Origin of the sequence: Leeuwenhoekiella sp. W20_SRS_FM14, assembly GCF_052119605.1 — a bacterium.
Taxonomy (GTDB): Bacteria; Bacteroidota; Bacteroidia; order Flavobacteriales; family Flavobacteriaceae; genus Leeuwenhoekiella.
Window position 1 is genome coordinate 407,744 of sequence record NZ_JBGQOK010000002.1, and the last position, 13,789, is coordinate 421,532.

Here is a 13,789-nt window from a genome sequence, read left to right on the forward strand (position 1 = left end):
CTTAAATTTTAAAATCAATAGTTCTAAAGTATTATTTAGTTTATACAATATAAAACCAAATAGTTATGATTGATGAGGTAAGTGAAAATTAAATACCTATAACTCTTAAAATTATTATAATTAAGAAAGCATTAAAGTGATTTAACTTTTCATTATTAATAGTCATATAATCTTGTAGTCTAAATTGGTCAAAAATTTTGCGCCATGACTTCACGTAATTTTAAATTATTACTATTAATAAGCTTTTTTACAGGCACTATCATTGTGATGCTTTTTAGTGTAATTTATCTATACATATTTGCAATTATAAATTTTGCATTTGTTGCAACATTGGCATTTATTAAAACTAGAAATAATAGATCAACCTTAAGTTTAAAGCAAAATAGAGTAGCAGATGACGAACTTTTTATTAGTATTCATATCCCGATTTATAAAGAGCCAGTATCTACTGTTTTAAAAACGGTACAAGCGGCAATAAATCAAAATTATTCACACTTTGAAGTTTTAGTTATATATAATAATACACCAGATTCTACATACTGGAAACCTATAAAAACCTACTGTGAGCAGTTTTCGAACCAAGTTAAGTTTTTAAATTTCTTAAACGTAAAAGATTTTAAAGCAGGGGCATTAAACGAAGCGTTGCCATACATACACCCACAGACTGATTTGATACTTACGGTAGATGCAGATTATGAACTTAACCTAAATGCTTTAAAGTTTATAAATAGTGACTATATATATAATGATCATAATTTAATACAATATCCACAACACTATAATAATTTAGATATAGATTGTCCTGTTAATGTAGAATTCAATCATTATTTTGAATTTTATTCTAAATCTTCAGCTAGCGAAAGTTTAAGTCTTCCTACCGGGACCTTATCTGTAATTAATAGAGAATCATTAGAAAAATTGGGTGGTTGGCCAACTGTATCTATAACCGAAGATGCTCAATTAGGAATACAATTATTTGAAAATAACTTCAGCGCCAAATATATAGATCGTGTTATAGGTTCTGGAGCAGCGCCTAGTGAGCCTGCAGAATTTATTAAACAACGCGAACGTTGGATTTATGGGAATTTTCAAAATCTAATTTATTTATTAAATTCAAAAAAACTTCCGGTTGCGATAAAGACAAAGTTAATTCCTCAACTCACCTGCTGGTTTAATTTCAATTTATTTTCGTATTTAATTCTTTTAACTAGTGCGATGTCAATTTCTTTTAATTTAGTAACCGCTGCATCGGTGCTTTATATTGTCCCCATAACAATTGTCTCACTTATTATAAGTCATCTTTCTAAATTTTATAGTTTTTTACAATCTACAGCCACTTTTTACTTAGCAATAAAAGCTTTCATATTCCACCAGGGGTTGGTATTTCAGTCAAGTATATACTGGCTTACCTATTTTATAGATTCAAAACTTCCTTTTAAAAGAACTTCAAAAGTTCAATCGCGTTTTAAACCTGTTTATGATAGTCTGTATCTAGTTATACCTATACAGTGTATAGCAATGATATTTGTTAATCATCGACTACATTTCCTAGGTATTTCAATTTTTTGTTACAGTTTATTATTGGCTTGCGGAATGTATTTTTTTAATATCAAATTATATAAAAACTATATCAATCAACTAACAACTCAATATCAATTAACTTATGAAAATAGCAATAATTGCCCACGCTAAGTTTCCTATTGCAGAACCTTATGCTGGTGGATTAGAAATGATTACCCACCTTCTGGTAGATGCATTAGTAGATCGCGGTCATCAAGTAGATTTATATGCACATCATAAAAGCAGAACAAATGCAAACTTGGTTGCAATAGACAAATTTAGAGATGACGTGTTTGAAAATTTAAATAGTAATGATTATCCGGTGTTTGAAAATTTGCAATTAGGGCATCTTATTAACTATAGTCGTGTATTTAATCAGATAAAATCTAAGAAATATGATATAATACACAATCACTCATTAAATATACAGGCCTTACTGCTTGGAAATATGTTACCACAGCAAGTAATAACCTCTTTACATACACCACCCTTAACCGATTTAAAAGTAGCCAATCTTATTTTAAAAGATTTACACAATCAGTATTTTACTTCCGTGAGTAATAGTCTTTGTAAGCAGTGGGAAGAATATATACCCTCGTGTACAACTATTCGCAACGGTATCGATATTAGTCGCTGGGAATATATCAATCATAAGTCTTTCTCTTTTGTATTCTGGTATGGTCGTATATGTAAGGAAAAAGCACCACATCTAGCTATTGAAGCTGCTTTATTAAAAAACAAAAAAATTAGATTGGCAGGACCTGTAGATCAGGAAGCTCAGGAGTATTATGATACTTACATAAAAAAATATATAAATCATCCTCTTGTAACGTTCTTAGGACATTTAAATCAAGCAGAAATAAATAAAGAGTTACTGGAAAGTGAATGTTGTTTGTTTACCAGTCTTTGGGATGAACCTTATGGTCTTGTTCTAGCAGAAACACTTGCGACGGGAACACCTTTAATCGCTTTTGATACTGGAGCAGTAAACGAAATTTTAAATGATAAAGTAGCTGTAATTGTTGAAAAAGGAAACGTAAATCAGCTCGCAGAAGCACTAGATAAAGTAAAGAATATAAATCCAAATGTTTGTAGAACTTATGCAGAAGAACATATGTCTTATGAGCGTATGGTAGATGATTATATAGAGTTGTATGATCATATATTAGAAATAAGCCAATTTTTATATGATACACAAAATAGCGTATTACGCACATAGTCACGGAAGTGGGCATTCTCGCTATGCAAGCAGGTTTGCAGAAGGTTATGGTTCTAATTGTGTAATACTTACAGATTCGCTCTATAACTTTCCAGATAATGCTGAGGTGCAGCATTTACCCAATGAGGATCTTGACGGAACCCAATTATTGCCAGACTCTTACAATAAACCTAAATATTTACATTATTCACCAGTAGGTTTGTCTAAGATTTTAAAACGCAACACGTATATTTTAGAGGCATTACAAAAATTCTCAATAGATCTCTTAATTGTTGATGTAAGTGTAGAGATTGCAGCATTAGCCCGGGTATCTTCTGTTCCTTATGTGTACCGAAGAATGCCCGGAAATCGCTCAGACCTTGCGCATACTGAAGCATACCGAGGAGCCCTCTTTCTATTAGCGTACTACCCTAAAGATTTTGAAAGTATTGATACACCTGCATGGATAATAGCTAAAACGTGTTATTTAGGTTTTATAGATAAACCAGAAAAACAATCTATCCAACACGAAAAACCTTTTTATGATATAACAATCGTTACCGGTTTTGGCGGTACAGCTATAACAACTCTATTACCTGTACTCTTAGCGCAGTTTCCAGATTACAGCATTCAAATAATAGGACCTGTAGACCCTACTATTAAAAACGAAAATATAACCTATCAAGGTGTTGTAGAACGAATAGAAGATTTTATCCATAAGGATACGATTGTAATCGCAAGTTGCGGAACTAATATGGTTTTAAAAATGATTAGCCTTGGTAAAAAATTTTTAGCATTTCCCGAAGAGCGTCCCTATTTAGAACAAGAAACTACAGCTACAATACTTGAAAACCTGAATATAGCTTACAAAGTAGATGTTCATAATTTAAAACCCCTTATCGATAAAGCCAAAACTTTTAAACCTTATAAAGCACCAGAGCATTATTTTACTACAGTTGACAAACTGGCTGCCCAAATTCAGGAATTTTTCAAAACCGTAATTAATGCTTCAAAAGAACATGAATATGATATCAATAGCAGCGTGTAGTGTAATAACAATTCATTATGGCCGACAAGAGCATCTTAATAATTTAATTCGTGGTGTTGAACGCAATTCAATACATCCTAAAGAGCTTATAATTATTAATATGGACGCCAAACTAAATCTTGATTATAATGGGCCGTTAACTATTAATTTAAATAATATCATAAGCGATAAAGCTAATTTATTGCCCATTGCAAATGCGCGTAACCTGGGAGCAGAATTAGCAGAAACTAATCATTTGTTATTTCTAGATGTAGATTGTATACCAGAGCATAATTATATAAAAAATTTAAATAATCAACTAGATACTTATAAAGGTTTAATAATGGCTACCCCGAGATATCTAAATGAGCAGGTAACTCAAGTAGAAACTATAGATTTAATTGAAAAAAGTATGTTGCATCCACGGCGTCCATTCCACGCTAAAGTTACTCATACAGATCATTATGAACTATTCTGGAGTTTATGTTTTGCAATGACTAAACAAGACTTTAAAGCACTTCAAGGTTTTGACGAAGAATATAAAGGTTATGGAGCAGAGGATACAGACTTTGCTTTTAAAGCAAAAGCTGCCGGGATGAAATTTTTCTTATCACCAGCTATCGCATTTCATCAACAACATAGTTTTGTGCGTCCACCCTTAGACAAAATCGAAGGAATCGTTAATAACGCAAATTACTTTAATAAAAAATGGAATATCTGGCCTATGGAAAAAGCCTTAAAAGCCTTTGATGAAGCAGGATTTGTAGCGTTTGACACTAGTACAAATACCTATTCTATAGCACAGTTACCAGATAATAATACAATAGAAAAATATAGAGTGTCAAATGAACCTTTTGCGTAGATTGTAAGATATACAAATGCCTAAGTCTTAAAACAAAAAAACCGCTAGCATAATTGCTGCGGTTTTTGTTATTTCAAGCCTTGCGCTTGATTGCGGAGAAAGAGGGATTCGAACCCCCGGAGGTGTGACCCTCAACAGTTTTCAAGACTGCCGCATTCGACCACTCTGCCATTTCTCCTGAGTGTCTCATCAGCTATTTGCTGATTGCGGGTGCAAATATAGAAAGTTTTTTTGATTATGAACTATACTTTTTAAAGGATTTTTTCATTTAATTATTTTTGCCCGTAATGGGTATTTTATCTCCCTTAAAATGAGGCTCTTTGTTGATCGCGAGTTCTAAAAATGCTTTTACATTAGCCACTATTTCCCGAAACCGGTTGCGAGATTCGAGTTCGTACGCTCTGCGATCTCCATTATACCCATAATAATTAAGTCCCATTTGACGGGCAATATATATTGCTCTGGGTAAGTGAAAACGTTGCGATACTACAATTGCATTATCTATCTCAAAGATATAAGACGCGCGATATACCGAGTCGTAGGTATCAAAACCGGCATAATCCATAAAAATAGCTTCTTCAGGTACACCACGCTCTCTAAGGTATTTCTTCATAGCCCTGGGCTCATTATAACTCGTAGAGCCATTGTCGCCACTTAGCAGAAACCGCTTAACTTTTCCTTTTTCATAAAGTAATAAAGCAGATTCAACACGGTCGCGTAGCATGGTTGAGAGTTCTCCGCTGGGTAATACACTGGCACCCAATACCAGTACCGAGTACGCCTCAGGAATTTCTGAAGCTTCATCAAAAATATAGGGTTCGCTGTACGATCGAATACGGTAGGAGAGGGTACTTATAAAAAGAAGCAGTACTACAAACGCGAGTGTTAAATAGCCCAGAATTTTTAATAAAACTATTTTTTTTAATGGCATACTAAAGGTGTCGCATTTAATAAAAGTGAGATATACATCAGCCCATAAAGATAAGTTACCGCTTTTGATATTTTAGAATAAAAGTAGAATGCCTGTAATAAGTTAATCGTGTTTAAATGCTTATAAACTGGAACATCTTACCTTTGTGCTAAAATAAAGACTATGAATGTAATAACGAGTTTGAAGTGGCGCTACGCAACTAAAAAGTTTAATGCAACACGTATTGTTACAGAAGAAAAAATAAATATTCTCACAGAAGCCTTTAATCTTACCGCTACTTCGTATGGTTTACAACCCTTAAAACTGGTTGTTATTTCAGATAAAGAGTTACAGGGACGTTTACTTACCGCCTCCATGAATCAACGTCAGGTTGCAGATGCTTCGCATTTGCTGGTTATTTGTATAGAAAAAACAGTAAAGGCTCCCTTTGTTACCGGCTATTTTGATCGGGTTAAAGAACTGCGGAATACTCCAGATCTTATTCTTAAACCGTTTAGAGAAATGTTAGAAAATAAATTTGATACACAACCAGAAGCAGAAACCAGAGATTGGGCGGTACGACAGGCCTATTTAGCTTTGGGGAATCTGCTTACGGTTTGTGCAATAGAGCAAATAGATTGCTGCCCTATGGAAGGTTTTGAACCACAAAAGTATGATGAGATTCTTAATTTAGAAAATTATGATTTGTCTTCTGTGCTTGTGATGCCTGTGGGTTACCGTGCCGAAGACGATATGTTTGCAGATTTTAAGAAAGTACGCAGACCTCAGGAAGAAACGATCATAAAGCTATGATTGATAGCTTTGTTCTATCATAATGGGTTCTAAAACCTGCATTTTGTATTCATAATCGGGATTAGGTTTATAAATGCGCATAGGGTAATCAAAAGTTTCATCTGGCTTTAGGATAGGCATCTTACTTTTGAAACCATTCGGTTTAAGAACGGGTTTTGTAAACTCTGTTAACGCATCCTGGTTTTCAAAAAATTCTAAATCTGAAAAATCTTTAGAATTTAAATTAAATTTTCCGAAGATGGAATCCTGCGGAATAAGTTGCATTTGAGGAGTTACCTGAGCAGTTAAAATGCTTCCGAAGCAAAAAATTAATAAGCCTGTAATGTATAATTTTGCATTCATAGAATTTAGTTTAGTACTTGAAATACGCTAAACATCTATTTGTGTTGCAAAATCAGTTCAGAAATACCTCTAATCGAGTCTTTTAATAGGTTACGCGATCTGTAATTTCAAGTCCGTAGCCTATCATACCCACACGCTTGTGGTCTTCGCTATTAGACAGTAATTTAATTTTGGTGATACCCAGATCGTGTAGAATTTGGGCGCCTATTCCAAAATCTTTAAGATCCATTTTTGACGATACTACGTGTTCACGACCGGTTTCCTGTCGTTCTTTTAATTCAGCAAGGCGGAATAATAATTTGTTGGCGATGTTTTCCTGATTGATAAAAACAATAGCTCCTTTACCGGTAGTATTTATTGTTTCAAAAATCTTATCCAGTTTTCGGTCATGTTCCTGCGTCAGGGTGCTTAGAATATCATTGTTTACAAAAGTCGAATTTACACGTACCAGCACCGGCTCATCTATAGCCCAGGTTCCTTTTGTAAGTGCAATATGTATTTGATCATTTGTAGTTTGTTGATACGCTCGCAGTCTAAAACTTCCGTAGCGGGTTTCTATATTGAAATCTTCTTTTTTAACAATTAACGAATCGTGTTGCATACGATACGCAACCAGATCTGCAATAGAAACAATTTTGAGGTCAAAATTTTTAGCAACTTCAAGGAGTTCTGGCAAACGCGCCATGGTACCGTCTGCGTTCATAATTTCTACAATCACACCGGCAGGAGCAAAGCCTGCCAAGCGTGCAAAATCAATAGCAGCTTCGGTATGACCGGTACGACGTAATACGCCACCTTCTTTTGCTTTAAGCGGAAAAATATGCCCAGGACGCGTTAAATCCCAGGATCGGGTATCAGGATCTATTAATGCCTGTATGGTTTTAGCTCGGTCTGAAGCGCTAATTCCCGTAGTAACCCCATTTCCTTTTAAATCTACCGAAACGGTAAAGGCCGTTTCCATAGGATCACTGTTAGTACCCACCATCATATCGAGTTTCAATTCTTTACAACGCTCTTCAGTAATGGGAGTGCATATAAGACCGCGACCATGCGTAGCCATAAAATTGATCATCTCTGGGGTAACCATCTCTGAAGCAGCAAGAAAATCACCTTCGTTCTCGCGATCTTCATCGTCTACAACAATAATAACCTTGCCATTTTTAATATCTGCAATAGCTTCTTCTATGGTATTCAATTTAATATCGCGGGTTATGGTTTGCGTATTCATGCTTTCAATTTAGAATTGTAAAGGTACGATTTAGCGCTGTGAGCGTATATTAATCGTGGTAAAAAAGAATCTGTGGTGGGTTATTGCGCATCATTATTTAGCAAGACTTCTGCAGCCTCTTTAAACTGAATAGAATAGCCATACTGTTTGTAATTTGCTACAATATCTTCAAGCTCTTGCCGGGTTTTAACTTTTAGAATGGCTTTTTCTGCATTTGATAATTCAGAATCTTTTAAAGGTTGCGTTTGGTCTGTTGCAATCTTATCTTTTTTTCTGAAGAGTTTTTTTACGGGGTCGAGAAAGCCGTCCAGATCAAATAATCCTTGATCTGTAGTTGCTCTATAAGTCAAATATACACCTAACGGAAACAGGATTAATGTACTCAACCAGCTCGCAAGCCAGGCTGCAATACTGCCATCTTCTGCACTGTTTTTAGCAAAAATACCTATAAAGTGATAGGTTAAAAACAATACTACACCTACAACAATAGGAAGACCCAGGCCACCTTTACGTATGATCGCTCCTAGTGGCGCTCCCACAAAAAAGAGAATAATACAGCCAAAGGCGAGTACAAATTTCTCGTGAAGTGCAATTTCATATTTACTTAAGACTTTAACTTTTTGACCGTTTGTGATTTTGTCGTTTTTAACGTCGTTAATTTCATTTTTTATTTTAGCCAGTGTGCGGTCAAGCAGTTGCATCTTTTCAGTGTCCTTAAAATTCTCAAGTAAGTCTGTATTTAAAACTCTACTGGTATCAATAGGAATATTTGCTAAATAGGAAGAATCTAAATTTTGCAAATACATTTCTCGTATTTGTCCTGTTCCTAAGGTTTTGAGATGGTTATTGTAGCTTTTTGAAATATCAACCAGGGTATCGCGCAGTTGCATTACCGTAAGCATTGTATAGGCGTTGTCAATACTCTTCTCATCCATATCTACATTATCAAGTTCAGATAAGTCAATATTTATGGTGTAAGTCTCAAAATAGCTCTTTACAAAAGGTTCTCTTTTTTGCTTATTGTAATCTCTTTGTTCGACTTCATCATAGTAGTTTCCGTCAATTAATTTAAGGGAAAGAATGTTGTCTCCTTCAGCGCTTATGAGTTCGCCTTCACGTGCTTTAATTACGGTGTAGTTTCCTATACGGGTAGGGTCTTTCTCATAGATAATAACATCTTTTAAAAACTGACCGTTTTCTCCCTGTTTGTCTGCAACTTTTATGACATAACCGTCTGCAATATCTGTGTATTGGCCTTTTGTAATCGCCATCGCCGGTTTTACCTGTGCAATATTTCTACGCAGGTTTAGGGACTGAAACTCTGCCGCAGGAATCACATAATTAGCAAACATAAATGACGTTATAGCGAGCCCAATAATAAATACGGTAAGACTTCGCATAGCGCGCTGCAATGAAATACCTGTAGATTTCATTGCAGCGAACTCATAATTCTCAGCAAAATTACCAAAGGTCATAATGCTGGTAAGCAATACGGTAAGCGGTAGCACTAACGTTACAAGACGCGGTGAGAAATACATTAAAAACTTTATAATAATTACAAAGTCCAGATCTTTACCAGCAAGCTCCTTAATGTACAACCATACCGTCTGAAGTACAAAAATGAACATCAGGATGATGAATGTACTCAAAAAGTTTTTAACGAATGTTGTTAGTATGTAACGGTCCAGTATTTTCACAAAACTAATCTAGCCTATTGATGTAGTAATCTGCGTATTTCTTCTCGTCAAAAACAAATAAGTTACCTGGTACAGGCTGGTCTGTTTTAAAAGAGTTTACGGTAATCGTGATTTTGGTACCGTTTTTTTGCGTCATTATGAGACGGTAAATATGCTTGGTTTGTGCATCTACACCTAATAAAGCAGATTTTAATTCGCTATTAGAATCTATAGGAATCAACTTTACATATTGAATTTTACGACCATTTACGTTTTGATCTATATCCCATTTATAGGTGTATCCCTTATTAAAAAAGGTAAGCATTTTTGAAGGTGTAATGGCATCATCATCACCAGGATCCTGCGTAGAAATAGTAATTTCTTCATCATCAGGAATTACGGTGTATAATTTTTTACCATCATACATTTGGGTAGTACCCATTAGGTTTAATTTGTATTTGTCACCAACTAAGGTTACATCTCCACGTGTTTCCTGATTAATACCTGCCGCATCGTTAGAAAGGCTGTATTTAAAATCTATAAACATATTCTTATAGGTTTTTACTTTTGTAGAAACCTCATTTAATAGCGCTTTAGCTTTAGCATCCTGTGCCTGGCTCATCGCAATACCAGAAAGAAATACGAGTAAAAAAGTAAGTGCTTTTATTTTTAAATTTTTCATTTTAATCATTGTTTAATTGTTGATTTAAGGCATTCATATCTGAAACGAGTACCTGTCTGGCTTTGCTGCCTTCAAAAGGTCCTACAATACCTGCAGCTTCTAATTGATCAATTATTCTACCGGCACGATTGTAACCCAGTTTCAGTTTACGTTGCAATAAAGAGGCGCTACCTTGCTGCGCTATTACTATAACTTCGGCGGCTTCCATAAAGAGCGCATCTCTATCGCTCACATCTATATCAAGACTTGTGCCACCTTCTTCACCCACATATTCGGGCAGGTGATAAGCATCAGGATATGCTTTTTGAGAACCTATAAATTCTGTGATTTTTTCGACTTCGGGAGTATCAACAAAAGCACATTGTACACGCGTAAGTTCATTACCCTGTGTAAATAACATATCTCCACGTCCTATTAATTGATCTGCACCCTGACTATCTAAAATCGTACGGGAGTCAATTTTTGAAGTCACCCTAAATGCAATACGTGCGGGAAAGTTAGCTTTTATAATACCTGTAATAACATTAACCGAAGGTCGCTGAGTAGCTACAATTAAGTGAATACCTATCGCCCGAGCTAATTGAGCAAGACGTGCAATAGGAGTCTCTACCTCTTTACCGGCAGTCATAATAAGATCTGCAAATTCATCAATTACCAGAACGATATAGGGTAAAAATCTGTGGCCGTCATTCGGGTTGAGTTTGCGCGCTTTAAATTTTGCATTGTATTCTTTAATATTACGAGCCAATGCATTTTTAAGCAGAATGTATCGATTATCCATCTCAATACAGAGTGAATTTAAGGTATTTATAACCTTAGCATTATCTGTTATAATGGCTTCTTCAGAATCTGGTAATTTAGCCAGATAGTGACGCTCTATTTTATTAAATAAGGTAAGTTCTACTTTTTTAGGATCTACCAAAACAAATTTTACTTCCGCAGGATGCTTTTTATAAAGTAATGAAGTAAGAATCGCATTTAACCCCACAGATTTACCCTGCCCGGTAGCACCTGCCATAAGTAAGTGTGGCATTTTTGCTAAGTCAACCACAAAGGTTTCATTAGAAATAGTTTTACCTAGTGTTAGAGGCAACTCCATCTCTGCATTTTGAAAGCGGGGAGAGGCGATGGCAGATCGCATAGATACAATGCGTGCATTTTTATTAGGAACTTCAATACCTATGGTTCCTTTACCTGGTATTGGCGCAATGATACGTATACCTAACGCCGAAAGCGATAAAGCAATATCGTCTTCAAGATTTTTAATTTTTGAAATACGCACGCCGGCTTCGGGAACAATCTCATAAAGGGTAACCGTTGGGCCTACCGTTGCTTTAATATGCGCAATTTCTATTTTGTAGTTTTTAAGGGTGTCTACAATTCGGTTTTTGTTTTCCTCGAGTTCTTCCTGATCTATAGTGATGCTTTGTCCCTTAGTATAATCTTTCAGTAAATCTATAGAAGGAAACTTATAGTTGCTCAATTCTAAAGTAGGGTCAAACTCCCCAAAATCCTGAACCAGTTTTGTGCTTAGATTTTCTACCAGTTCTTCTTCTTCAACGGTTTCTTCAATCTCAATCTCAAATTCTTCCTGAGCGGGTTGCGCAGTTTCAAGTTTAAGTTCGGGCTCTTCAACATCCTTTGCTACAGGCTGAATTGGTTTAGGAGCCGGTTCTTCTGGTTTAACCTCTTTAGTAACCGGTGCAGGTTTCGGTAACTCGATATTGTCTTTGTCAAAGGCGTTATCTCTATACTCAGAAAAATCATCATCGTTATCGTCATTAAGTTCGCTTTTAAGCGATTGCCTTTTTTGTTTTAGATAACTGCCTACTAACTCTGGCGTTATTTTTAGCCTTACGGCGAAATATACAATGGCAAAGAAAGCGAGAATAAGTATCGTACCTATAAGACCTAAATAATCCTGAAGATAATCGTTAAGCTCGTAACCCACCATACCTCCTAAAAGCGGTGCAGAATCTGAAAAAAAGCCGAAAAATACAGAGAACCACAACATTAAAACAATACCCCAAAACCAGAAAGTACGTAAGGTTTTTTTCTCTTTGTCAAAAAAGTAGTAAAAACCGGTAAGCGTTATTAAAACAGCTAAAGTGAAGGAAGCCAAACCGAAGCCCTGATAAATAAAGAAATCACCTATAGCTGCACCAAATTTATTCAGCCAGTTTTCGGTTTTTACGTTGCGATCGCCCAGACTGTCTAGGGTACTTTGATCTGCCTGCCAGCTAAAAAAATAGGATATAAAAGAAAACAGCAAAGCCAGCCCCAGAAGAAAGAGAAAACTCCCCAGGACAATTTTTTGTTGTTTAGACAGCTTAAGCGATAATTTCTTAGGCTGCGTGGTTTTTTTGGTTGTGGTTTTGGTTTTTTTTCGGGCCATTCCAAGGGTTGACTATTTGTACCAGTAACTCGTTATTAGTAGGGGTTTTAAGTCTGAAAAATTTAAATATAGCCACCTTATGGTTGGTTATTTTTAAACAAACAGGTGGGCAAAAATACAAATATCAAACGGTACTAAACTTATAAAATTTTATAACAGTTTTGGAATATATATAATAAGACCAATAATGGCAGCTATAAGGGCAGCAAAGGTCACTGCACCTGCGGCTACATCTTTTATATCACCTATTTTCTCGTGGTATTCAGGATGTATAAAATCTGCGATTTTTTCTACGGCAGTATTGAGCCCTTCGACAGCTAATACTAAACCTATTGCCAGTAATTGAACCACCCACTCTGTAGCAGATATATCGAGAATAAAACCAAGAATCGTAACAATAACCGCACAGGTAAATTGTACCTTAATACTGGGTTCTTTACGTATTAACAGCCAGGCACCCTTAAATGCATACTTAAATGCTTTTAATCTGTTTACAATGAAATTATCTTTTGCATTATTCATAGATTAATTTAACGCGTTAAGTGCAGTCTCGTAATTAGGTTCCTGACCTATTTCTGAAACCTGCTCGCTATAAACGATTTTATGATCTTCATTAAGAACAATAACTACACGCGAGTGTAATCCTGCAAAAGCACCATCTTTAATCTCCAAACCATAATCTTTACCAAAAGAACCGTCTTTAAAATCTGAAAGTGTTATTACATTCTCTAAACCTTCTGCACCACAAAAACGAGCCTGTGCAAAGGGTAAGTCTCTAGATATGCAAAGTACTACGGTATCTTCAAGATTCGAAGCATCCTTGTTAAAATGACGCACAGAAGCAGCACAAACGCCGGTATCAACGCTTGGGAAAATATTCATAACAACGCGTTTCCCTTTAAAATCGTTAAGAGAAACCTGATGTAAATCTTTTGCGGCAAGATTGAAGTCTGGCGCAGGGCTTCCTGTTGTTGGTAATTCGCCTAGTGTATGTGTAGTGTTTCCACCTAAAGTGATTGTAGCCATATTGAGTTTGTATGTTTGAGTAAATGTACTTATAAGCTTAAAGAGTAGCAATTAAACAAATGCTAATTTG

General features: G+C 35.5%; 13 protein-coding genes and 1 tRNA gene. 5 read left to right on the forward strand and 9 right to left on the reverse strand.

The features are described 5' to 3' along the window. Positions 1-204 precede the first annotated feature (204 nt). Genes ACEN25_RS05300 through ACEN25_RS05315 form a run of 4 tightly spaced genes read left to right on the forward strand, consistent with a single transcriptional unit; the run spans position 205 to position 4,647 of the window. Positions 205-1,692, forward strand: coding sequence for a glycosyltransferase (locus ACEN25_RS05300; protein WP_441801998.1), 1,488 nt, complete (start codon positions 205-207; stop codon positions 1,690-1,692). Beyond that, a complete protein-coding gene (locus ACEN25_RS05305; protein ID WP_441801999.1) occupies positions 1,664-2,779 on the forward strand; it encodes a glycosyltransferase in 1,116 nt (371 codons plus the stop codon). Before ACEN25_RS05300 ends, ACEN25_RS05305 begins: the two co-directional genes overlap by 29 nt. After that, positions 2,748-3,806, forward strand: coding sequence for a hypothetical protein (locus tag ACEN25_RS05310; RefSeq protein WP_441802000.1), 1,059 nt, complete (start codon positions 2,748-2,750; stop codon positions 3,804-3,806). Before ACEN25_RS05305 ends, ACEN25_RS05310 begins: the two co-directional genes overlap by 32 nt. Further along, the gene (locus ACEN25_RS05315; protein WP_441802001.1) at positions 3,784-4,647 is read left to right on the forward strand and encodes a glycosyltransferase family 2 protein; all 864 of its coding nucleotides are present in this window, start codon (positions 3,784-3,786) and stop codon (positions 4,645-4,647) included. Before ACEN25_RS05310 ends, ACEN25_RS05315 begins: the two co-directional genes overlap by 23 nt. A gap of 93 nt (positions 4,648-4,740) precedes the next feature. Here the strand turns inward: ACEN25_RS05315 and ACEN25_RS05320 are convergent. Both ACEN25_RS05320 and ACEN25_RS05325 read right to left on the reverse strand, forming a co-directional pair. Continuing rightward, a tRNA-Ser gene (locus tag ACEN25_RS05320) sits at positions 4,741-4,825 on the reverse strand. A gap of 90 nt (positions 4,826-4,915) precedes the next feature. Next, on the reverse strand, positions 4,916-5,578 hold the full coding sequence (locus ACEN25_RS05325; RefSeq protein WP_441802002.1) for a SanA/YdcF family protein: 663 nt from the start codon (positions 5,576-5,578) through the stop codon (positions 4,916-4,918). Positions 5,579-5,740: 162 nt separating this feature from the next. On the opposite strand from ACEN25_RS05325, the gene ACEN25_RS05330 reads away from it, so the two are divergent. Beyond that, positions 5,741-6,370 (forward strand): NAD(P)H-dependent oxidoreductase, encoded by a 630-nt coding sequence (locus ACEN25_RS05330; RefSeq protein WP_441802003.1) that lies wholly within the window; start codon positions 5,741-5,743, stop codon positions 6,368-6,370. Here the strand turns inward: ACEN25_RS05330 and ACEN25_RS05335 are convergent. From ACEN25_RS05335 to tpx, 7 genes are all read right to left on the reverse strand, one after another. Continuing rightward, positions 6,365-6,712: a hypothetical protein gene (locus ACEN25_RS05335; RefSeq protein ID WP_441802004.1), complete on the reverse strand. Its 348-nt coding sequence runs from the start codon at positions 6,710-6,712 to the stop codon at positions 6,365-6,367. The two genes, ACEN25_RS05330 and ACEN25_RS05335, sit on opposite strands and share 6 nt — an antisense overlap. Before the next feature lie 82 nt (positions 6,713-6,794). Continuing rightward, positions 6,795-7,940, reverse strand: a complete 1,146-nt coding sequence (gene ribB / locus ACEN25_RS05340; protein WP_441802005.1) for a 3,4-dihydroxy-2-butanone-4-phosphate synthase — start codon at positions 7,938-7,940, stop codon at positions 6,795-6,797. An 80-nt stretch (positions 7,941-8,020) separates the two neighbouring features. Then, positions 8,021-9,589 carry an LptF/LptG family permease gene (locus ACEN25_RS05345; RefSeq protein ID WP_441802006.1) on the reverse strand — a complete coding sequence of 523 codons (1,569 nt, stop codon included), beginning with the start codon at positions 9,587-9,589 and terminating at the stop codon, positions 8,021-8,023. Positions 9,590-9,641: 52 nt separating this feature from the next. Further along, a complete protein-coding gene (locus ACEN25_RS05350) occupies positions 9,642-10,298 on the reverse strand; it encodes a LolA family protein (protein WP_234405810.1) in 657 nt (218 codons plus the stop codon). A 1-nt stretch (position 10,299) separates the two neighbouring features. Beyond that, positions 10,300-12,693 carry a DNA translocase FtsK gene (locus tag ACEN25_RS05355; RefSeq protein ID WP_441802007.1) on the reverse strand — a complete coding sequence of 798 codons (2,394 nt, stop codon included), beginning with the start codon at positions 12,691-12,693 and terminating at the stop codon, positions 10,300-10,302. Between the two features lie 150 nt (positions 12,694-12,843). Continuing rightward, positions 12,844-13,215, reverse strand: coding sequence for a diacylglycerol kinase family protein (locus ACEN25_RS05360; RefSeq protein ID WP_441802008.1), 372 nt, complete (start codon positions 13,213-13,215; stop codon positions 12,844-12,846). A gap of 3 nt (positions 13,216-13,218) precedes the next feature. Beyond that, positions 13,219-13,719 (reverse strand): thiol peroxidase, encoded by a 501-nt coding sequence (gene tpx / locus ACEN25_RS05365; RefSeq protein ID WP_028374783.1) that lies wholly within the window; start codon positions 13,717-13,719, stop codon positions 13,219-13,221. Between the last annotated feature and the right edge of the window lie 70 nt (positions 13,720-13,789).